Annotated in this window: 24 protein-coding genes; 5 read left to right on the top strand and 19 right to left on the bottom strand. The window is 45.7% G+C overall.

Features of this window, described 5'->3' with window-relative positions; translation table 11 throughout:
- Window positions 1-22: 22 nt before the first annotated feature.
- From G511_RS24550 to murJ, 8 genes are all read right to left on the bottom strand, one after another.
- On the bottom strand, window positions 23-751 hold the full coding sequence (locus tag G511_RS24550; protein WP_028470399.1) for a PilW family protein: 729 nt from the start codon (window positions 749-751) through the stop codon (window positions 23-25).
- The gene (gene pilV, locus G511_RS23070) at window positions 751-1,182 is read right to left on the bottom strand and encodes a type IV pilus modification protein PilV (RefSeq protein WP_084629125.1); all 432 of its coding nucleotides are present in this window, start codon (window positions 1,180-1,182) and stop codon (window positions 751-753) included. The genes G511_RS24550 and pilV overlap by 1 nt, the downstream gene beginning before the upstream one ends.
- A 9-nt stretch (window positions 1,183-1,191) precedes the next feature.
- Window positions 1,192-1,683 (bottom strand): GspH/FimT family pseudopilin, encoded by a 492-nt coding sequence (locus tag G511_RS0115205; RefSeq protein ID WP_028470398.1) that lies wholly within the window; start codon window positions 1,681-1,683, stop codon window positions 1,192-1,194.
- 263 nt (window positions 1,684-1,946) lie between these two features.
- On the bottom strand, window positions 1,947-2,378 hold the full coding sequence (locus G511_RS0115200) for an FKBP-type peptidyl-prolyl cis-trans isomerase (RefSeq protein WP_028470397.1): 432 nt from the start codon (window positions 2,376-2,378) through the stop codon (window positions 1,947-1,949).
- A complete protein-coding gene (gene lspA / locus G511_RS0115195) occupies window positions 2,375-2,890 on the bottom strand; it encodes a signal peptidase II (RefSeq protein WP_342664801.1) in 516 nt (171 codons plus the stop codon). Before lspA ends, G511_RS0115200 begins: the two co-directional genes overlap by 4 nt.
- Before the next feature lie 33 nt (window positions 2,891-2,923).
- Window positions 2,924-5,755 carry an isoleucine--tRNA ligase gene (gene ileS / locus G511_RS0115190; protein ID WP_028470395.1) on the bottom strand — a complete coding sequence of 944 codons (2,832 nt, stop codon included), beginning with the start codon at window positions 5,753-5,755 and terminating at the stop codon, window positions 2,924-2,926.
- A gap of 15 nt (window positions 5,756-5,770) precedes the next feature.
- Complete coding sequence (ribF, locus tag G511_RS0115185) at window positions 5,771-6,703, bottom strand: bifunctional riboflavin kinase/FAD synthetase (RefSeq protein ID WP_028470394.1); 933 nt, start codon at window positions 6,701-6,703, stop codon at window positions 5,771-5,773.
- Window positions 6,704-6,777: 74 nt separating this feature from the next.
- On the bottom strand, window positions 6,778-8,271 hold the full coding sequence (gene murJ, locus G511_RS0115180) for a murein biosynthesis integral membrane protein MurJ (RefSeq protein ID WP_084629128.1): 1,494 nt from the start codon (window positions 8,269-8,271) through the stop codon (window positions 6,778-6,780).
- A 236-nt stretch (window positions 8,272-8,507) separates the two neighbouring features.
- Between murJ and rpsT the strand changes: the two genes are divergently transcribed.
- The gene (gene rpsT, locus G511_RS0115175) at window positions 8,508-8,771 is read left to right on the top strand and encodes a 30S ribosomal protein S20 (protein WP_028470392.1); all 264 of its coding nucleotides are present in this window, start codon (window positions 8,508-8,510) and stop codon (window positions 8,769-8,771) included.
- 70 nt (window positions 8,772-8,841) lie between these two features.
- Here rpsT and proB read toward each other — a convergent pair whose 3' ends face one another.
- The 4 genes from proB to rplU all read right to left on the bottom strand — a co-directional run bounded on the left by proB (window position 8,842) and on the right by rplU (window position 11,890).
- Window positions 8,842-9,966, bottom strand: a complete 1,125-nt coding sequence (gene proB, locus G511_RS0115170; RefSeq protein WP_028470391.1) for a glutamate 5-kinase — start codon at window positions 9,964-9,966, stop codon at window positions 8,842-8,844.
- A 21-nt stretch (window positions 9,967-9,987) separates the two neighbouring features.
- Complete coding sequence (cgtA, locus tag G511_RS0115165; RefSeq protein ID WP_028470390.1) at window positions 9,988-11,193, bottom strand: Obg family GTPase CgtA; 1,206 nt, start codon at window positions 11,191-11,193, stop codon at window positions 9,988-9,990.
- A 104-nt stretch (window positions 11,194-11,297) separates the two neighbouring features.
- Window positions 11,298-11,555 (bottom strand): 50S ribosomal protein L27, encoded by a 258-nt coding sequence (rpmA, locus tag G511_RS0115160; RefSeq protein WP_028470389.1) that lies wholly within the window; start codon window positions 11,553-11,555, stop codon window positions 11,298-11,300.
- A gap of 23 nt (window positions 11,556-11,578) precedes the next feature.
- On the bottom strand, window positions 11,579-11,890 hold the full coding sequence (rplU, locus tag G511_RS0115155; RefSeq protein WP_028470388.1) for a 50S ribosomal protein L21: 312 nt from the start codon (window positions 11,888-11,890) through the stop codon (window positions 11,579-11,581).
- A gap of 225 nt (window positions 11,891-12,115) precedes the next feature.
- Here rplU and ispB point away from each other — a divergent pair, with 225 nt between their 5' ends.
- From ispB to fabB, 3 genes are all read left to right on the top strand, one after another.
- A complete protein-coding gene (ispB, locus tag G511_RS0115150) occupies window positions 12,116-13,084 on the top strand; it encodes an octaprenyl diphosphate synthase (RefSeq protein WP_028470387.1) in 969 nt (322 codons plus the stop codon).
- 196 nt (window positions 13,085-13,280) lie between these two features.
- Window positions 13,281-13,796: a bifunctional 3-hydroxydecanoyl-ACP dehydratase/trans-2-decenoyl-ACP isomerase gene (gene fabA / locus G511_RS0115145; protein WP_028470386.1), complete on the top strand. Its 516-nt coding sequence runs from the start codon at window positions 13,281-13,283 to the stop codon at window positions 13,794-13,796.
- Between the two features lie 107 nt (window positions 13,797-13,903).
- Window positions 13,904-15,121, top strand: a complete 1,218-nt coding sequence (gene fabB, locus G511_RS0115140) for a beta-ketoacyl-ACP synthase I (protein ID WP_028470385.1) — start codon at window positions 13,904-13,906, stop codon at window positions 15,119-15,121.
- Window positions 15,122-15,180: 59 nt separating this feature from the next.
- Here fabB and G511_RS0115135 read toward each other — a convergent pair whose 3' ends face one another.
- The 5 genes from G511_RS0115135 to G511_RS0115115 all read right to left on the bottom strand — a co-directional run bounded on the left by G511_RS0115135 (window position 15,181) and on the right by G511_RS0115115 (window position 19,082).
- The gene (locus tag G511_RS0115135; protein ID WP_028470384.1) at window positions 15,181-15,915 is read right to left on the bottom strand and encodes a lysophospholipid acyltransferase family protein; all 735 of its coding nucleotides are present in this window, start codon (window positions 15,913-15,915) and stop codon (window positions 15,181-15,183) included.
- A 24-nt stretch (window positions 15,916-15,939) separates the two neighbouring features.
- On the bottom strand, window positions 15,940-16,197 hold the full coding sequence (gene moaD / locus G511_RS0115130; protein ID WP_211224922.1) for a molybdopterin converting factor subunit 1: 258 nt from the start codon (window positions 16,195-16,197) through the stop codon (window positions 15,940-15,942).
- Entirely contained in the window at window positions 16,198-16,677 is a 480-nt protein-coding gene (moaC, locus tag G511_RS0115125) for a cyclic pyranopterin monophosphate synthase MoaC (RefSeq protein ID WP_028470382.1), read from the bottom strand. It abuts the gene before it with no gap.
- Window positions 16,678-16,680: 3 nt separating this feature from the next.
- Window positions 16,681-17,799: a 1-acyl-sn-glycerol-3-phosphate acyltransferase gene (locus G511_RS0115120; RefSeq protein WP_036552184.1), complete on the bottom strand. Its 1,119-nt coding sequence runs from the start codon at window positions 17,797-17,799 to the stop codon at window positions 16,681-16,683.
- A gap of 65 nt (window positions 17,800-17,864) precedes the next feature.
- Complete coding sequence (locus G511_RS0115115; protein ID WP_028470380.1) at window positions 17,865-19,082, bottom strand: molybdopterin molybdotransferase MoeA; 1,218 nt, start codon at window positions 19,080-19,082, stop codon at window positions 17,865-17,867.
- A gap of 101 nt (window positions 19,083-19,183) precedes the next feature.
- Here G511_RS0115115 and G511_RS0115110 point away from each other — a divergent pair, with 101 nt between their 5' ends.
- Window positions 19,184-19,570, top strand: a complete 387-nt coding sequence (locus G511_RS0115110; protein WP_028470379.1) for a SirB2 family protein — start codon at window positions 19,184-19,186, stop codon at window positions 19,568-19,570.
- An 11-nt stretch (window positions 19,571-19,581) separates the two neighbouring features.
- Here the strand turns inward: G511_RS0115110 and rfbD are convergent, their stop codons facing one another.
- Window positions 19,582-20,496 (bottom strand): dTDP-4-dehydrorhamnose reductase, encoded by a 915-nt coding sequence (rfbD, locus tag G511_RS0115105; RefSeq protein ID WP_028470378.1) that lies wholly within the window; start codon window positions 20,494-20,496, stop codon window positions 19,582-19,584.
- Window positions 20,497-20,725: 229 nt separating this feature from the next.
- Window positions 20,726-21,277: a single-stranded DNA-binding protein gene (gene ssb, locus G511_RS0115100; RefSeq protein WP_028470377.1), complete on the bottom strand. Its 552-nt coding sequence runs from the start codon at window positions 21,275-21,277 to the stop codon at window positions 20,726-20,728.
- Window positions 21,278-21,397: the final 120 nt, after the last annotated feature.

Here is a 21,397-nt window from a genome sequence, read left to right as displayed (position 1 = left end):
CTTCTTTGAGAGTTATTCATCATTAAGGCATCTTATTTCGAAGCGCTACGGTTGTAGTGTAGACCTTATATAAACGTCTATCTGTAGTAGTTACTGTATAAGGCGCGGCATTAAATGGGGTTGGTGCCGCTTGGACCTGATCAACTACTCCAGCATCATTACTGGCAACGAGGAAGCTAATACGCACAGTCACCACATCACTCCATTGCGCAGCCCCTACAGCAGCCACACCCAAATAAGTATCGGGCTCTCTGTCACTGTTGGTATCTATCCCATAAGTGAAAGCAACATCTTCGACCCCTTCAACAACAGCATTTACATTTCTAAACAATGCTCGCTGACCTCCTGCATCAGGAGCTACATAGTAAACAACACCGCCACCTGAACCTGCTGAATTTGCCGGTATTGAAAGTATCTCACTCGTCACGCCAGCGACAACATTAGCCGGTAAAGGAGCGACTGCCTGAAACCCTTGTACGGCGGTAATACTGGTATCTCGACTGCTATTAACTGGTAGCAAATCTTGAAATCCCGCATCACGTAGATCACGCAACATAATGTCTAATGCAAACCGGCCAGACTCCTGAACACGGAACATAGCCTCTTGCAGTCTATATGTTTGACTGGATGACAAAAACACACTAATAACTCCCCCGATCAAAACCAGCCCCAATAACATAGCTATCATGAGTTCAATCAGTGAAAAGCCAGCTTGCTGGTTTGAACTCTTCATCTCTTTAATTGCTATCATCACAGCCCCGTCACAAATGAAAAGCAGGTCGCAGGAGCGCCACCGCCTCTACTCTCATCCCAGCACACCTGAACTGTAAACTCTTCACTGTTTCGAGCAATGGTTCCTGTGCCTGTGGGTAAAGCAGCTGCTAAATTTGCTTGCCATGCGGTTATGTCAGCTGCAGCAGTGGCGTCGATACCCGTTGGTGCAGGCTGAGTATCGTAATCGCCATCTCTTGCTGCCGAGCGGTTAGATCTAATACGATCAGACATATCGTAAGCAAGGTTGACAGCTTGTGAGCGTAGAAATGCATCGTGATTTAACTTCACTGCATCAAACTGCAATGTCGCCATTCCAAGTAAGCCTATAGACAGCACTAGCACTGTTATTAGTACCTCAATCAATGTAGACCCTGATTGATTACTGTTTTGCATATACGCATATTTCATAACATCACTCTATGGACAAGCGGCTCGTGTCACACTGACCCGCCCTGTAGTACTAATTTGTATCTGCCTGGCTTGCTGGCCGGTGCAGTTAGGGTAGCGACTATTAATAGTGACAGCCGCTGCCGGTAATGTCATACGACCACTGCCATCAAATCTAATAGTAGAATTTCCTCCTACCTGAGCAATAACAGCGCCTGTATCAGGAGCATCCCATATCTGTATAGTTGCAGCCCCGGTGTTTAGCTGCACAAGCCAACCATTCGTCCAGCTCCCAGGGCACGCCGTTCCATCATTACCTGGGCATAAATTTACCAATGCATTCCTTTTTACAGCCTCACTTCGAGCAACATTTAAGGCAATCACAATACTATTGGCTAAAGCAGCAGAACGGCTATTCTGAATCAGGTTTGTAAAACCAGGGATGGCGACAGTAATTAATATCACTAGCACTGCCAATGTCACCATCAATTCAATTAGTGTAAAACCTAAATTTCGCTTCATATTTTCTGTTTAGTTATTCGCGTGTGGCCATTGTCATCCCTTCCCATTGATTGATCTTCTGTCCATGAAGATTGAACTCAACTATTGTAAAAATTTATCTGCTGTACAAAATCTAAACACTTCGTATTATGAGTATAGGTCAAAAAATAGAAGTGGCCATTTTTATAGCTAAAGTAGCAACAGCGGAAGTACGAAAAAGAAACTAGCAGGGAAGAGGAAGGAGCAACATTGATTGTTAGACATCCTTCCATAATGAGGAGCAGTTATGCAGCTACATCTAATATTTTTACTTCAAACTCCAAGTCTTTTCCGGCTAGCGGGTGATTGAAATCCACTTCTACATTTATATCATCAAATGAAACAACAACACCTGGTAGCTCACCGCTCGCATCTTGAAAACCAATCACCAAGCCTGTCTCTAATTCAATACCAGAAAAGCTTTCACGCCCCACTTTTTGAATATTACTTGGGTTTGGCATACCAAACCCATGCTCAGGCGTGATCTTAAATATTTGACGATCACCTACTTTCAAACCAAATATAGCTGCTTCAAACCCTGCTAGCATATTGCCATCACCCACAGTAAAGGTAGCGGGTTGGTTAGCAAAATTACTGTCGACTACATCACCATTTTGTAAACGGATCTCAAAATGTAGTGTGATTGTTTTCTCAGGGCCTATGATTTGCTCACTCATGCCTTTCTCCGGCTCTTATGTTGTTGAAGATCATCAGCATCATCGTTTTGCTTTTCCAGAAATAGCATATCAATAATCATAATAGCGGCGCCGAGCGTGATAGCGCTGTCTGCCAGATTAAACGCAGGAAAAAAGTAGGATTGATAATAGACAGAGATGAAATCTACAACGTAACCCAGAAGAATCCGGTCATGTAAATTACCTAAAGCGCCTCCAAGAATCAGAGCAAGCCCCATACCCAGCCACCACTGGCGCGTTTCAGTACGTTTTAGCCATACTATCAAAACAATACTGATTACCACCGCAATCACAACAAACAGCCAGCGCTGCCAGCCACTGGCATCTGATAAAAAGCTAAAAGCCGCGCCTCGGTTGTAAAGCAGAGTCATATCCAAGCCAGAAAACAGTGCCACAGGGACACCATAATCCAACCATTCTTGGGCAAAGTTTTTACTAAGCAGGTCTGCAGCTAACACAAATACCGTTAGCCACAACCACTTTAACGAGCCCAAGCTTTTTCCCTTCTGCAATTCTGTCATTATATTTTAAGCAAACTGTCGTGCTTCACCCTCACCATAAACATTATCAACGCAACGGGTACAAAGTTCAGGATGCTCTGCATTAGCGCCCACATCTTCACGATGATGCCAGCAACGCTCGCATTTAACATGCTCAGATGCTTTTAATGCCACTTTCATACCTTCTAGCTCTGTATCACGCGCATCCCCTGCTTCGCTAAGCGGTTTCAAAGCGGCTTCAGAGGTAATCAATACAAAGCGTAACTCTGTTCCTAAACGCTCGAGATCAGTCATAATACTGTCATTCACATACAGTGTTGCTTCGGTAGATAAAGAAGCTTTCACTAACTTTTCATTACGCGCTTCTTCTAGCACCTTATTCACGGCGCTTTTAACTTCAAAAATACGCGCCCAATACTCACGGTCAAAAGCGACCTCTGCATCAAGCTCAAACAAACCTTCATACCAGGTTTCGAGGAAGATACTTTCGCTCTTATCTTTACCTGGTAAGGCTGCATAGATCTCTTCAGCCGTAAAGCTAAGGATAGGCGCAATCCAACGTGTGATCGCCTGCGCAATATGGTACAACGCCGTCTGGCAAGAGTGTCGTACTAAGCTATCCGCTTTAGTGGTGTACTGGCGATCCTTAATGATATCTAGATAAAAGCCACCCAACTCCTGTACACAGAAGTGATGCACTTGCTGATAAACATCTAAGAAACGATAGCTCGCATAAGACTCTTTCACTTTCTCCTGCAAACGCGCCGTAGCATCCACAGCCCAACGATCCAGTGCCAACATATCCTTAGGTGCTACTAGATCAGTAACCGGGTCAAAACCATTGAGGTTAGCTAACAAGAAACGCGATGTATTACGAATTCGGCGATATGAATCCGCAGTACGCTGCAGAATCTGCTTAGAGACTGCCATTTCACCTGAATAATCAGTGGAAGCGACCCATAGGCGTAAAATATCAGCACCCAATGTACCCGTAACTTCTTGCGGAGCAACCGTATTACCTAAAGACTTAGACATCTTGTAACCCTTCTCATCTACGGTAAAACCGTGCGTGAGAAGTTCTTTATAAGGTGCATTTCCATCAATCGCACAACCCGTCAACAGCGATGAGTGGAACCAACCACGGTGCTGATCCGAGCCTTCCAAGTAAAGATCAGCACGGGGGCCTTGATCATGTCCCATAGGGTGAGAACCACGCATGACATGCCAGTGTGTTGTTCCAGAGTCAAACCATACGTCTAACGTGTCTGTTACTTTCTCGTACTGATCAGCTTCATCACCCAATAGTTCAGCAGCTTCTAGCTTAAACCAAGCTTCAATTCCTTCTTTCTCAACACGTAATGCAACTTGCTCCATCAAAGCTACAGTATTCTGATGTAGCTCACCTGTCTCTTTATGCAAAAAGAACGGAATCGGCACGCCCCAGTTACGTTGACGTGAGATACACCAATCAGGGCGGTTAGCAATCATGCTATGTAAGCGAGGTTTACCCCAAGCAGGAACAAACTGAGTTTGTTCAATTGCCTCTAGTGCACTTTCACGTAATGTTGTACCAGAGTTAGCCTGCTTATCCATACCAACAAACCATTGCGCTGTTGCACGATAGATCAGCGGCGTTTTATGGCGCCAGCAATGCATATAGCTGTGAGTAATAGTTTTATGCGTTAACAAACGCTGATTTTCACGTAACTTTTCAACAATCTTAGGGCTAGCATCCCATATTGACAGGCCACCGAAGTCCGCTAAGTCATCAATATAAACCCCATCTGCCTTAACAATGCTGAGGATTTGGTCAAACTCCATCCCATAGCTACGGCAAGTGACAAAGTCATCTACACCATAAGCGGGTGATGAATGCACAATACCTGTACCGGCATCGAGTGCCACATAGTCAGCCAAATAAATCGGCGACTCACGATCATATAGCGGATGCTGAAATGCGATATTCTCTAACGCTACGCCCGTTGTTTTAGCAACGATATTTCCTTGTAACTCATAACGTTCCAAGCAGCTATCCACCAGCTCTGCTGCTAGCAATAAGTAGCGTTCACCCGTATCTACCAAGGCGTAATCAAATTCAGGATGAACATTCATCGCTTGGTTAGCAGGAATAGTCCACGGCGTTGTTGTCCAGATAACTGAAAAAGCAGGCTTATCTAAAGCGGCTAACCCAAAAGCAGTAGCCAATTTTTCACTATCTTTACATTCAAAGGCAACATCAATTGCAGAAGACTTTTTGTCTGCATATTCAACTTCAGCCTCAGCCAATGCCGAACCACAATCAAAACACCAGTTAACCGGCTTCAAGCCTTTGAAAACGTAACCGCCTTCAACCATTTTTCCTAATGCGCGAATTTCACCCGCCTCACTAGCAAAATCCATAGTTTTATATGGATTTGCCCAATCGCCAAACACACCCAAACGAATAAAGTCGTCTTTCTGGCCTTCAATCTGCTCATGAGCATAACTGCGACATAGCTCACGCGTTTTGTCTGCGCCCATGTTTTTACCGTGGGTAACCTCTACTTTGTGCTCGATTGGCAAGCCGTGACAATCCCAACCAGGCACGTATGGCGCATCAAAGCCATCCAATGTTTTGGACTTAATAATAATATCTTTCAGTACTTTGTTTACTGCATGGCCAAGATGAATATTGCCGTTAGCGTATGGAGGGCCATCATGCAGAATAAACTTGGGACGACCTGCATTGATTTCACGAATTCGCTGATATAAGCCCATATCTTGCCATTTTTTCAGCATATCGGGTTCGCGCTTAGCCAGATTTCCACGCATTGGAAATTCAGTATCCGGCAGGTTCAATGTCGCTTTATAGTCGGTCATCACATTTATTCCAGATCATTTAGGTTGGGCAAAGTAAGTTTGCGCAACCTCTATATCATTAAAGATTTGTTTGCGAAGCTGTTCTAGCCCGTCAAATTTCTGTTCTTTTCTCAGGAAAGTTTCAAACTCTACACTGAGTAGCTGTCCATAAAGGTCTTCATCAAAGTCAAGTAGATGAACCTCTAAAACTGGCTGAGTGCCATTAACGGTTGGGCGCATACCTATATTGCATACACCCTGTCCCAACATCTGCTCCTCACGATACATAGTAACGGCATAAACACCTCGCAACGGCGCAATAAATCGATGCATGCGAATGTTTGCAGTGGGCACACCTAACTGACGACCTAGCTTCTGGCCATGCATAACCCGCCCGGCTATACGATAACGCCGACCTAGCAAGCGCTCAGCCAAATCAAAATCGTTTTGCTCTAATACTTTTCTAACACGTGTGCTGCTGACACGCTCACCTGCAATCGTAAAGGTATCTGTATTAACAACGCTAAAGCCATATTGTTGACCCACAGCTTCCAACATCTGATAATCGCCAGCGCGATCACAGCCAAATCTGAAGTCATCACCTACAACAAAGTGCTTCACTTCAAGGCCTTTAAGTAGCAAATTTTCTACAAACTCAGCCGCTGTCATTTTTTGCAGCTGCGCATTAAAAGCTAGGCATAACACCCGATCAATGCCCTGAGCTCGCAACAAGCGCACTTTTTCGCCAAAGCGGGTCAATCGTGATGGAACGCTTTCACCGCCAAAGAATTCTCTGGGCTGTGGTTCAAAAATAATAACGGTAGTCGGCAACCCCAGTTCTCGAGCTTTGGCTTTCACTTGCTCCAATACACGTACGTGCCCAAGGTGGACACTATCAAAGTTACCGATAGTAGCCACACATCCACGGTGTTTTTGACGTAAGTTATGCAGCCCGCGAATCAATTCCATCGAATTTAATACAACCCCAATAAAAACGCAGAATTATAGCTCACTTAGTATACAACGAGTACCGCAAATTCGAATTAGGCTCGAATATGACGCAATCTAAGTCCCGTAAGCACTAATACAGTAAAATATGAGGCGGCTCCGGCAACCACCACAAGCAACATATGCTTAACACGTAGCCACACATCAGCACCCATCCACACATCCACAGTAGGACTAAGCCACGTTATGACAGCAAACAAAACAGCCAGAGCTAAAAATAACCTTACCAACAACACGCCCCATCCAGGCTGCCACACAAAAACCTTTTCGCGTATCAAACCTCTTAACAACATAGCAGCATTCAAAAAAGCGGATAGCGCCGTCGCAATCGCCAACCCCACATGCTGAAAGTGCCAAATAAGCAATAAGTTAAACACCATATTGGCAACCATTGCTTGAACGGCAATTTTCACCGGTGTTTTCATATCCTGGCGCGAGAAATACCCCGGAGCCAGCACCTTAATTAACATAAATGCTAACAACCCACAGGCATAAGCCTGCAAACTCATCGCAGACATAACCACATCCCTTTCGGTCAATGCGCCATATTTGAACAAAGTAATGATCAGCGGTTCAGCCAAAAGAATAAGTGCGAGCGCAGACGGCAACGCAATCAGCAAAATCATCCGCACCGCCCAATCCAAGGTATGAGCAAACTCTTGCGAAGAACGACTCGCATGCTTACGTGCAAGGCTGGGTAAAATAACGGTAGATATGGCTATACCGAACACACCCAATGGCAACTCAGTTAAGCGATCCGAGTAATACAACCAAGAAACACTACCGGTTTGCAAGAAAGAAGCTAGTACGGTATCAAGCAGCAAATTGATTTGAGCAACAGAGACACCAAATAATGCCGGAATCATTAATTTAAGGATGCGCTGAACACCCTCATCCTGCCAACCGAACACAGGCTTGGGTAACAGTTTCAAATGCATCAAAAAAGGAAATTGAAAAATCAGCTGCACCACACCTGCAATTAACACACCCCATGCAAGCGCAACAATGGGCTCATCAAACAAAGGACTCAGAAAAATGGCAGAGCCTATCAAGCAGACATTTAACAACACAGGCGTGAACGCAGGAACAGCAAATCGGCCATAGGTATTTAAAATAGCACCAGCAAAGGCCGTTAAGGATATAAGTAACAAATAGGGAAATGTAATTCGCAGCATTTCAGATGCAAGATCAAACTTGTGCGCATGATCCATATAAAAACCTGGAGCAAACACCGCAGTCAACACTGGCGCAGCCAAGACGGCTACAACAGTAATTGCCAGCAGTATAAGACCTAGCGTACCGGCCACTCTATCGACTAAGCGCTTTACTTCGTCATGATCTTTCTGAGTTTGGTATTCCGATAACACAGGAACAAACGCTTGCGAAAAAGCACCTTCAGCAAATAAACGTCTCAGGAAGTTAGGAATCTTAAATGCCACAAAAAAAGCATCGGCGCTTCCACTAGCCCCAAAATAGTTAGCAATGACAACATCTCTAACCAGCCCCAACACGCGAGAAAGCATGGTCATAATGCCTACGATGCCGCTTGAACGCAGTAACCCACCACGGCGTTTCGTATCTTCTACAACCCCTTTACCCACAACACTTCCTTTACGTGATACCTTATACGGCACGCATCTTATCGATTTTATAATAAACTTGCTTGTTTTTATTGACAGCAGGCTCAGAAATATGAATAATCTTGCGTCTCAAATTCTGGTGAATTCACCGGATAGATACTAACCCAACTTGAAGGAGCCGGATTGTGGCTAACTCCGCAGGATCCCGTAAACGCGCTCGCCAGTCGGAGAAACGTCGTCAGCATAACGCTAGCCTCCGCTCCATGGTTCGAACGTACATCAAAAAAGTTGTTGCTGCTATTGCTAGCGGCGACAAAGCTGCTGCAAACGAAGCATTAAAAGTTGCACAGCCCCTCATGGACTCTTCTGTGAACAAAGGCATTTTTGAGAAAAACAAAATTGCTCGCAGTAAAAGTCGTATGAATGCACGCATCAAAGCAATGGCTTAATTAGCACTGCTTTAAAAAAACCGGCTTTTGCCGGTTTTTTTATATCTATTTTTTACAACACCAATAAAAATCAAGCCAGCACCAAGTTATCCCTATGCACCAACTCCTCTTCACTAATATAGCCCAGCACAGCTGAGATCATCGAACTAGGCCTACCTACTATTTTACGAGCATCCTCTGCCCCATAGTTCACCAAACCTCGCGCAACGATTCGCCCTGATTCATCAGCAATCAGCACCATCTCTCCACGCGTAAACTCACCTGAGAGCCCTTTAACGCCAGCAGGCAATAAACTTTTACCTCGCTCAGTTAAAGCCAGCACAGCGCCCGCATCAAGCACTAAGGTACCTCTTGCTTGCAGATGCCCGGCCAACCACTGCTTTCTCGCCGCCATAGGGTTACGATCAGGCACCAAGAGCGTACCCAGCACCTCTCCCTGCTTCAGGCGCAACAACACATCTTCTTCACGCCCACTAGCAATCAGCGTTATCGCACCAGAGCGAGCAGCAAGCTTCGCAGCTCTCACCTTAGTCGCCATACCACCCCGACCCAATTTCCCACCACTACCAGCAACCGCAACTAAAGATTCATCTTCAGCACGCGCCTGCGAAATCAGCTCAGCCTGCGAGTTTGAGCGAGGATCGGCCGTATATAATCCATGCTGATCCGTCAACAAAACAACACCATCAGCTTCAATCAAATTCGCAACCAATGCAGCCAAGGTGTCATTATCACCAAACCTAATCTCATCAGTCACAACAGTGTCATTTTCATTCACGACTGGTACGACACCCATCTCAAGCAAAGTTTTAAGAGCTGCGCGAGCATTTAAATAGCGATTTCGATTAGTTAGATCGTCATGAGTCAGCAAAATTTGAGCGGTATGCGTACCATGGCGCTGAAAATTTGCTTCATACGCCTGCACCAACCCCATCTGCCCTACAGCCGCAGCAGCCTGCAAGCGATTAAGCTCTTTGGGCCGAACACTCCAACCAAGCCGCGTCATTCCTTCAGCCACAGCGCCTGATGAGACCAGAACAATCTCAACACCCTGCTGCTTTAAGGCCGCCAACTGGTCTACCCAGCGACTAATAGCCGCCTCATCCAACCCCTGCCCATCATTAGTCAACAACGCGCTGCCGATCTTAACAACCCAGCGCCGCGCTTTTTGCAACTTCTCTCGACTTACCGTCACAACTACCTCTTCGCGCTAAATTCAGCGAACATATTCCACATCAACATCATAATCATCATCGTCAAAGTCATCATCGTCGATATCAAGATCCTGATCAGCCTCACGCTTCTTACGCATAGACTGACGCAGCCGCTCAATATGCAGACGCGCTTCAGCATCAACCAATGCACGAACCTCATCTTCCTCTTGCTGCAACTCTGGCTCAGCAAGAAAAGCTGCGGCACGCTCATCAAGGAAATTCTGTAGATCCATTATCAGCGGCTTAACACCACCCTTATCAATCGCCGATATACGATAAACAGGCCCTTCCCAGCCCAACGCATCAATAACCGACTGACAACGCTCTTCATGCTCTTCAGCGGGCACCAAATCCAACTTATTCAATACCAACCAGCGCGGCTGATCAGCCAACGTAGGACTAAATTTAGCAAGCTCATCAACGACTACTTTTGCAGACTCGGCAGGGGTTTGCTCATCCCACGGAGCCATATCAACAATATGCAACAACACACGATTTCGTGCCAAATGCTTAAGAAAACGAATCCCTAAACCGGCTCCTTCAGCAGCCCCTTCGATAATTCCAGGAATATCCGCCACAACAAAACTACGATTACGCTCTGTCCTCACAACACCTAAGCTTGGCACTAAGGTTGTAAAAGGATAATCAGCCACCTTAGGCGTCGCCGCCGATACAGCACGAACAAAAGTGGACTTACCCGCATTTGGCAAACCTAACAAACCAACATCAGCCAGCACTTTCAGCTCAAGCTTAATGTTACGAAATTCTCCAGCACTACCATTACTGGTCTGTCTCGGGGCACGGTTTACACTACTTTTATAGCGCGTATTACCCAAACCATGAAATCCGCCTTGAGCAATCTTCTCTACCTGACCAATCTCGGTCAGATCAGCAAGCACTTCATTGGTGTCTATATCGATAACCGTGGTACCAACCGGCACTTTCAGCACCAAGTCATTACCTTTATTGCCCGAGCAGTTTCTACCCATTCCTGACTGGCCCGTTTGCGCTTTATGTACGCGCGTAAAACGAAAATCAACCAGTGTATTTAGCCCAGCATCGGCTTCCATATAGATAGAGCCGCCATCACCGCCATCACCGCCATCAGGACCGCCCTTGGGTACATACTTTTCGCGACGAAAGCTCAGGCAGCCATTACCACCCTTACCCGCTTCTACAGTAATCGTCGCTTCATCTACAAACTTCATCTTCTATCTCCCAAGAACAACTCCGCCTTAGCATAGCGCGAGGACTGCTCATAAACAAAAAAAGCCCCGCACAGCGGAGCTTTTTTCAGCAAAAAAGCCAGTTTTTACGCTGGGACGATGCTGACGTATTTACGGTTTTTTGCGCCTTTAACTTCGAATTTAACCACGCCATCTGTTTTAGCAAACAAAGTGTGATCTTTTCCGATGCCTACATCAGTACCTGCATGAAAATGCGTACCGCGCTGACGAACAATAATGTTACCTGCGATCACAACCTGACCACCAAAACGCTTAACACCTAAACGTTTCGATTGTGAGTCGCGACCATTTCGAGTAGAACCACCCGCTTTCTTATGAGCCATTTTCTATCTCCCGACAACTCAGCTTATGCGCTGATTCCAGTGATTTTTACTTCAGTAAACCACTGACGGTGGCCCTGACGAGTCATGCTGTGCTTACGACGACGGAATTTGATAATTGACACTTTAGCGCCACGACCATTTCCGATCACTTCAGCAGTAACTTTAGCGCCTTCGACAGTTGGCAAGCCAACCTTAACGTCATCGCCATTACCCACCATCAAAACACGATCAAATTCAATACTAGAACCTGCTTCAGCTGTTAGTTTCTCCAGCTTAAGGGTATGTCCTTCTTGTACTCGGTATTGCTTTCCACCGCTTACGATTACTGCAAACATTTCTTTCTCCAATTTACGCTTATCCGGCTACTAAAACGAAACCTACTTCTAATGGCGAACCCATATGGTAGGGAGCTAAGTTGGATAAGCTCAGGGCGCGAGATTTTAAAGCAATCAGGCTAATAACTCAAGCAATTTACTGGTAACACCGTCAAATCTTGACACTCTGCTCATCAACACCTAGCATGCGCGCTAATGTCCATATCAATACTATAAAGTTGTCGCATGCAACCACACCAGTTAAATCCAGCCATAGAACCACAATTCGAGTCCGTAAATGACTATATAATCAATCATTTAGGTTCAAACGTACCATTGGTCGAAAAGATTGGCCATTATATTGTCGAAAGCGGTGGAAAACGCCTACGACCTCTACTAGTTCTACTTGCGGCCAATGCCTGTAACTACAACGGCAAGCATCATATTTCTCTTTCTGCCGTGATCGAATTCATCCATACAGCAACACTACTACACGATGACGTCGTTGATAATTCAGACCTGCGCCGAGGAAAAGACACTGCCAACGCGAAATGGGGCAATGCACCCAGCGTTTTAGTAGGCGACTTCCTTTATTCACGCGCCTTCCAGATAATGGTCGAAATTGGCGACATGGATATTATGAAAGTGATATCTAACGCCACCAATGTTATCGCTGAAGGCGAAGTTCTACAGCTCCTAAATTGCCGCAACCCAGACACCTCTGAAGAAGCCTATATGCAGGTTATCATCGGTAAAACGGCCATGCTTTTTGAGGCAGCAACGGAAGTAGGCGCGATATTAGCCAACGCCCCAAAAGAGCAGCAGGAAGCACTTCGCGACTACGGCCGTCATCTAGGCATCGCCTTCCAACTAATCGATGACGTCATGGACTACCTATCCAGCGCTGAAGAGATGGGTAAAAATGTGGGTGATGACTTAGCAGAAGGGAAACCCACACTCCCTCTGATTCAAGCGATGAAGGTTGTAACAGCAGAAGAGCGCCAGCTCATTCGCCAAACCATCCGCAAAGGCGGACTTGATGATCTTGAACCCATACTGGCACTCGTCAAAAGCTCTGGCGCCATAGAATACACTCAAGAAAGTGCCCTAAAGCAAGCCGACCTTGCCATCGATGCACTCTCTGCACTACCAGACTCATCGTTCAAAGAAACACTGATTCTTTTGGCTCACATAGCTGTTCACAGAAATACCTAATTCAGCATCATGTCATCTTGAAATGCAGGCAAACTCATCAATTTGCCTGCATTTCCCTACCTAAAAAACGACACTTTTATTAATAAAACCACATCTTTAACTAATTTACCTGACTCAGGCCGTGCCTACAGCTCAGCAAACCGGTATAATCAACTGATATTTTGACTACAATTTCTCTGGGATAGACAGTTACCACATGACTAAAGCATCCTCTTTTGAACGCGAAGACCTGCTGAAATGCGGGCACGGTGAAATGTTTGGCCTTGGCAATGCACGCCTGCCAGTAGGTAATATGCTAATGATGGATCGCATCACTAGCATCTCCGACGATGGAGGCCAATTTGGCAAAGGCGAAATTATTGCCGAACTAGACATCAATCCAGACCTCTGGTTTTTTGATTGCCACTTTCCAACCGACCCGGTTATGCCAGGCTGCTTGGGACTTGATGCAATGTGGCAGATTGTTGGCTTTTACCTAGGATGGAGAGGCAACAAAGGCCGCGGAAGAGCGCTCGGTTCAGGTGAAGTAAAGTTCACGGGACAAGTTCTCCCTACAGCCAAAAAAGTCACATACCACATTGAGCTAAAGCGCGTAATTGAGCGCAAACTAGTAATGGGAATTGCAGACGGAACTGTTTCAGTAGATGGTCGAGTTATCTATACAGCTAAAGACCTGCGTGTAGGCTTGTTTACATCTACAGACAACTTCTAATCCATTACAAAGTCCTACCCGTCATACCAAGAAAACTGGAGACGGGTAATGGTCGAACTATCCATTAACGAATAAGAAGAAGATCCTCTTAACAGGAGATACAACATATGCGACGCGTTGTAGTAACAGGAATGGGCATCGTATCTTGCCTGGGTAACGATAAAGAAGCCGTACTCGACTCATTGAAAGAAGGCCGCTCAGGCATCAAATTCCAAGAAGAGTACAAAGAACTTGGCTTTCGCAGCCATGTAGCCGGCAGTATTGATATCGACCTAGAGGCGTTAATTGATCGCAAACTTCGTCGTTTTATGGGTAATGCTGCAGCATATTCATACCTTGCAATGGACCAAGCCATCAAAGATGCCGGACTCAGCGAAGAACAAGTATCTAACGTGCGTACCGGCTTAATCGCTGGCTCAGGTGGCGCGTCATCAGCAGACATCGTTGAAAGTGCGGATATTTTGCGCAGCAAAGGCGTACGTCGCGTTGGTCCTTATCGCGTGACCCGCACCATGGGCAGCACAGTCTCAGCTTGCCTTGCCACACCATTCAAGATCAAAGGCATTAATTACTCAATCACCTCTGCCTGCGCCACTAGCGCACATTGTATCGGCAATGCAATGGAGCAGATTCAGCTAGGCAAACAAGATGTTGTGTTTGCTGGCGGTGGTGAAGAGCTGCACTGGTCACTAACAGTAATGTTTGACGCCATGGGCGCGCTATCTAGCAAATATAATGAGACACCTGAAAAAGCCTCACGCGCATATGATGCCAATCGTGATGGGTTTGTCATTGCCGGTGGCGCGGGCATGCTAGTAATAGAAGAACTTGAACATGCCAAAGCACGCGGTGCCAAAATTTACGGAGAACTCGTTGGCTACGGCGCGACATCTGACGGCTACGACATGGTCGCACCTTCAGGCGAAGGCGCTATGCGCTGCATGCAGCAAGCAATGAGCACAGTCGATGGATCTATTGATTATATCAACTCTCATGGCACTTCAACGCCTGCTGGTGACATTCAGGAACTCAAAGCAATGAAGAACACCTTCGGCGACGAGATGCCTCCTGTCAGCTCGACCAAATCATTAACTGGACACTCCCTTGGCGCTACCGGCGTTCAGGAAGCTATTTACAGCCTTCTGATGATGGAAAATGACTTCATCTGCGCCTCTGCTAATATCGACGAACTCGATGAAGCAGCACAAGGCATGCCGGTCGTCACTACACGCAAAGACAATGTGAAATTAGATCGCGTTATGTCAAACAGCTTCGGCTTTGGTGGCACCAACTCTACGTTGGTATTCCAACGTTTTGAGGACTAATACCAGAAACGCATAAAAAAACCGCCTCTTGGCGGTTTTTTTGTTTTCAATAATCAACTTTAGACTTTTTTCGTTTCCAGTGCTTCAAGTTGCTCCATCTGCTCAAGCAACCAGCCAACTGACTCAGTATGCACCTCATCAACACTACGCCCCTCAGACAACACCGGCTTACCAATACGTAACTGTATCGTTCCTGGATATTTGAGGAAACTTTTCCCTGGCCAATACACACCTGCATTATGGGCAATAGGAACCACTGGTACTCCTGAACTAACCGCCAGCATAGCACCACCTTTGTTAAACTTACCTCTCTCACCCACAGGAAGGCGTGTTCCTTGAGGGAAAATAACAATAGGAATACCTTTACCTAAACGATCCTTACCTTGCGATAACAACTCTTTCAACGCGCCACGCTTCTGACTTCTATCTAAAGCGATAGGATCCAACAACCCCAGCGCCCATCCAAAAAATGGCATCTTTAATAGCTCTTTTTTCAAGACTACACACTGCGGGCGAATAAGTGTTTGAAAGTAGATAGTTTCCCACTCGCTCTGATGATTAGCGATAGCAACATACGCCCCATCTTTAGGCAAGTTTTCCAGCCCATCAACCTGCAGTTTCACACCACAACAGATACGTAACCATGCAATATAGAAGTAGTTGATTTGAGTAACAAACTTAAAGCGCTGAGCAAATGGCAAAGGCTTTGCAACTACGACACACAGTAAGCTATAAATAATTGTCGCTGGATAAAATGCCATGTAATAAAGCGTTGCTCGAAAATAACCCAGCATTGATTTTCCCTGTCTATACATTAATTACCCACCTGTTACCGGCGGGAAAAAAGCAATTTCGTCACCATCTTTAATGGAAGCTTCCAGACTCGCCATCTCTTGATTAATAGCAACCAACAGATTAGGACGCATCAGAACTTGCTCCCACACATCACCTTCCTCTTTTACCAAAGACGCCAAGAGCAGCGTTACAGTAGATAGGCTCGCATCCCATTCTCGATCGACCTGCCCTACTCCCAGTTGCTCACGCACACTGGCAAAAAAAACGAGTGACAACATCATTTACCCCTCAATTTTCCAATGACCGCTTTTACCGCCTTTTTTTTCTATCAATTTCACCTCAGAGATTACCATCCCTTTATCAACAGCCTTACACATATCATATAAGGTTAAAGCAGCAACACTAGCGGCTGTTAATGCTTCCATTTCAACCCCTGTCTGACCAGACAAGCGACACAGCGTACTAATACAAATCGCAGATTTTCCCAAATCGGGCACCAGCTCCACAGAAACTTTTGTCAACATAAGCGGATGACATAAAGGAATCAGATCGCTGGTACGCTTAGCGGCTTGAATACCTGCAATTCTAGCGACAGCCAGCACGTCTCCCTTCTTATGCCCACCAGAAACAATCATCTCCAGCGTTTCTGGTAACATCAAAATTTCTGCGTAAGCGCGCGCCTCTCGAGTAGTAACCGCCTTATCTGAAACGTCTACCATATGGGCGTGGCCGTGCTCATCTAAATGGGTTAATTTACTCACAAGCTATACCTTTTTTGATTCATGATTAAACACAGGGTTAGCATATATTTTTCGCATAATTTCACTTTCACGTGAACCTAACCCTTCAAAGCGCTTCTCAAATACTGCTTTCTGCTCTACTGTCGCTTCTTCTAAGAGACCTGCAGCAATATAGTTAGAAGGATGCAAAAAATAGTTTTGATGTATTTGCCGATCTAGCTCTGCTGCTAGCAACTCCGGCGCTTCGTAATCATTAACAATCACGTCACCAAAATGAATATGCACCGCGCCTTTAAACCCTGTAATTCCCTGAACGATACTCTCAATATCTTCATGCTCACCTTTTTCATAAGCACCCTCTCTTTCTCGTGCAGCAAGCTCAATGGCTTTAGCCCGATCACAAGGATCAAATTCATAAGAAATAGACACAGGTACAATATTCAATCGCTTAACCGCTTCAGAGAAGCTACGTTGCTTACGCTGGCTCACATAAAACATTTTTAGCAGGGCTGGATCAGTTTTATCATCACCATCTTTAGCCCGCCCTTCCCGCTGCGCGATCCAAACCGACTCGCCTTCCAGGATACTATGATCAATATAAGCTGATAACTGAGTAACCGCGGCCATCATTTCACGCGGACCTTTTGCCGAACGGTTAACGACAAAGCTTTTATTCAAACGCATTAAATCAGATATATAAGGCTTGCTCAGCAAATTATCGCCAATAGCTACCCGCACGGTAGGAAGCTCTTGCTGGTAGTGCGTCCAGTTGACAAATGCCGGGTCCATAGCAATATCACGATGATTAGACACAAATAAATAGGCCTCATCATCTTCAAGATTTTCCATACCAGAGCAAGTCAGACGAGTAGTCGTTCTAGCAATCATTTTTGCCATGTATTTAGCAATTGCTTGCTGAAACTGCTTTACTGATTGAATATCGCCGAGTTCACGTGCCAAACCAATACGAACAAAAGGCTTAAGTAATTTAGCCAACCAGCCTGGCAAGGAAGGAAACTGATAATGAGTAATCGCGCTTATTAGCTCGTTGTCATACAGCAAATTCTGTAAGACAGCTTCAACTTCACTATCATTATAAGGACGCATTTCTTTGAATGGGTCTTGCTGTGTATTCACTTCCATCAAGATCTCTAATCAACCAATAAACAGCGCATTTTACCCGCTATTGCACACCAAACCCAATAATATCAGCCCAGCAGCTCCGAAAAGGGCATAAAGCTAACCAAATCGCCTTTGTGCACCACATCCCCAGGCGGAATAACCACCAAACCATTAGACCAACTCGCCGAAGACAAGATACCAGAGCTCTGATTATGAAACACCTTTATAGACCCCTGCTCCATCCTTGCACGCATGTACTCCTGACGACTCCCCGGCTTTAGACGCTCAAAGTCAGCAGGCACATTAAATGCTAAAGGCAGCTCATAGTCAGCGCCTTGCATGCGTATTAAAAAAGGCCGCGCCATTAAACAAAAAGTTATGAGCGCCGAGGCAGGATTTCCGGGAAGACCGAAGAAAGGAGTTTCTTGAACGCTACCAAACGCCAGTGGTTTTCCTGGTTTTATCTTTAAGCGCCATACTTCCAGCTTACCTAGCCGCTCAACGGACTGTTTCACATGATCCTCTTCCCCAACAGAGACACCACCCGTACTAATGATACAGTCAGCTTGCGCAGCAGCCTGCTCCAACGCTTCTTCCACAGCCTCTGCAGTATCTGCCACTTTGCCTATATCGATAGGCACACAACCCATCTGAGTCAGCAACGACGCCAACACAAATCGATTGGAGTTATAAATTTGTCCTGGCGCCAAAGATTCGCCAGGGCTCACCAACTCGTCACCTGTCGATATGATGGCAACCTTTATTGGCCGAAAAACAGCAATACTGTCGAGTCCAGTTGAGGCCAATACGCCTACATCAGCAGCTTGCAGCCGCGCACCCTTAGCCAGAAAAGCCTGCCCCTCTTTAATATCCTGGCCTTTAGCTCTAATGTTCTGCCCGACTTGCACAGGCCCACTTATAACGACTTTATCCCCATCAAGCTCAACGTTCTCTTGAATAACAATAGTGTCAGCACCTTGGGGAATTTCTGCGCCCGTAAAAATGCGTGCCGCCGTACCAGCCACAAGCGGCTGAGGCGCCTTTCCTGCCGGCACTCTTTGCGAGATTGTAAATGACGTTTTACTGCCCTCACTTAACGAGCGAGCGTTAATTGCATAACCGTCCATGCTGCTATTATCAGCAGGAGGCACATCAACAGCAGCAACAGGTGATTCAGCTAAAACCCGACCAACGGCATGCTCCAAGTATACAACCTCGGTTTCAGCAGGCTTAGGGGCCATTTGCAAAATAACGGATAGCGCATCACTAATCGCCATTAAAGTGGGATTATCAACAACTGACATTTCAAACTCCTCATATCATTTCCTATTGCGAGACCGTTATAATTACAATCGCCAAAGCAAGTACATTTATTACCCCGGATAACGCCCAACAGGAAACACTCATGTCAGAACTATACCCGCTCATCAAACACATTCACTTGACCAGCGTCGCTTTAAGTATTCTATTTTTTATAGTGCGCGGTGCAGGTATGCTTTTTGACGCACAATGGCTACAAAAAAAGCTGGTGAAAATTCTACCGCATATTATAGATACCATATTACTGGTTAGCGCCATTGCTCTAACCTTCATCATCAACCAATACCCTATTCAGGCGGATTGGCTATCGGCAAAGGTCGTCGGCTTGGTTCTGTATATTATTCTTGGCACTATCGCTCTAAAGCGCGGAAAAACCAAAACTACTCGCATCAGCGCATTTATTTTAGCGCTACTTTGCGTTGCTTATATTCTAAGCGTTGCTATTACTCATAACGCAGTACCTTGGGGCTAGTTCTTTTCTCATCAGCTCTCTTTTTGATAAATTTGGCGCAGCACGGCTATCAGCTCGCTGCGCCAAGGGCGCTGCCTAATTCCAAACGTGCTAAGCAACTTTTTGCATTTCAACACTGACGATGCTGGCCGCTCGACTTCCACATGCAAAGCCCGCGAAGAAACAGGAACAAGATCCATAGTCTTCAATGCTTCGTATTGGCCTGCCGCCGCCAAAATAGCCTCAGTAAAACGATACCGCGTAGTAACTTCAGCTCCACAGTAATGATATGTACCCCAAGCATCAGCTCCATTTTCTAACTGTTTAATCATAGCCAGAATCACACGCCCCACATCAGTCGCTGATGTAGGACACCCTTGACGATCATCTGCAGTTTCAATCGCAGAATGCTTGCGGGCATTTTCAAGTGTACGCAGCAGATAATTATCACCCCTAGCGCTAAAGACCCAGCTGACACGTAAAATAATATGTTTTGGTTGGTACTGCCTAAGTAGGTCTTCACCTTGACGCTTACTCTCTCCAAATACACCTAACGGAGAGGCATCATCATCTTCACTATAACCGCTGGCATAATGCCCATCGAACAAATGATCAGTCGACAGGTGAATTAACGGTATCGACAGAGCCCCACACTCAACAGCAAGGTTTTTTACTGCATCACGGTTCACACAAAAGCTGCGCTCAGGCTCGTGCTCAGCAGCATCAACATTATTGAACGCCGCTGTATTAACAACATAATCAGGCATGTAACGATCTAATGCCTGCTGAATAGCATCAGGGGATGTAACATCCAGAGCAGAAAGCCCTAAACAGATAAATTCAAAATGGCTATCTTGCTCACCGAGTAATACCAAATCATGGGCAATTTGCCCATCGCCGCCGGTTACTAAAATTTTAATCGGCAAAAGCTTTGTCCACTCAGTCATGCTTTTCTAATACCTAATCCAATAAAGTTTATTTTTAACATGCTAATTAATATAAATGAACAAAAACAATAATATGCGACCAATAAAGCACCCAAACACGCATTTTGCATAAAATACTGTAACAGCTAACAGACAGAACTCTGACTTTCGACACAAAAAAACCCCGCTATTGCGGGGTTTTTAAAGATTTCAGGTCACACCAAGCGTTACACTTTACATGAAACGGGGTCTAAAATGGAATATCATCGTCAAAATCATCAAAGTTAGGCGCCGGTGCAGCTTGCGGTTGCTGCTGAGGAGCCTGCTGTGGCCTTTGCTGCGGCGGGGCACTCTGCTGAGGACGGGATTGCTGCTGTGGAGCACTCTGCGGGCGAGACTGCTGCGGAGCTGGTGCCTGGCTGTACTCTTGTTCTTGTGAGTAACCCGCATCGTTATTGCTATTAGCACGACCGCCCAGCATCTGCATTTCACTAGCAACGATTTCGGTTGTATAACGGTCTGCACCGCTCTGATCCTGCCATTTACGAGTACGCAACGCGCCTTCGATATAAACCTGCGAACCTTTACGTAGGTACTCACCAGCAATTTCTGCCAGTTTGTTAAAGAATACAACGCGGTGCCACTCAGTACGCTCCTGATTCTGCCCCGTTTGTTTATCTTTCCAAGATTCACTGGTGGCCAATGTAACATTGGTGACAGCATTTCCTGACGGCATGTAACGCACTTCAGGATCACCACCCATATTACCTACCAATATTACTTTATTTACACCACGTGCCATGCTTCTCTCCGTCAGATAAATCAGCCCCTACAAACGAGGGAAACCATTATACATTTCTACAAAGGATACCACAGAGAACATATAAAATTATACGAACCACGCCACATAGAACATATTCAT

Origin of the sequence: Neptunomonas japonica DSM 18939, assembly GCF_000422765.1 — a bacterium.
GTDB classification, from domain to species: domain Bacteria; phylum Pseudomonadota; class Gammaproteobacteria; order Pseudomonadales; family Balneatricaceae; genus Neptunomonas; species Neptunomonas japonica.
This window is presented reverse-complemented; position numbering and strand designations above follow the sequence as displayed.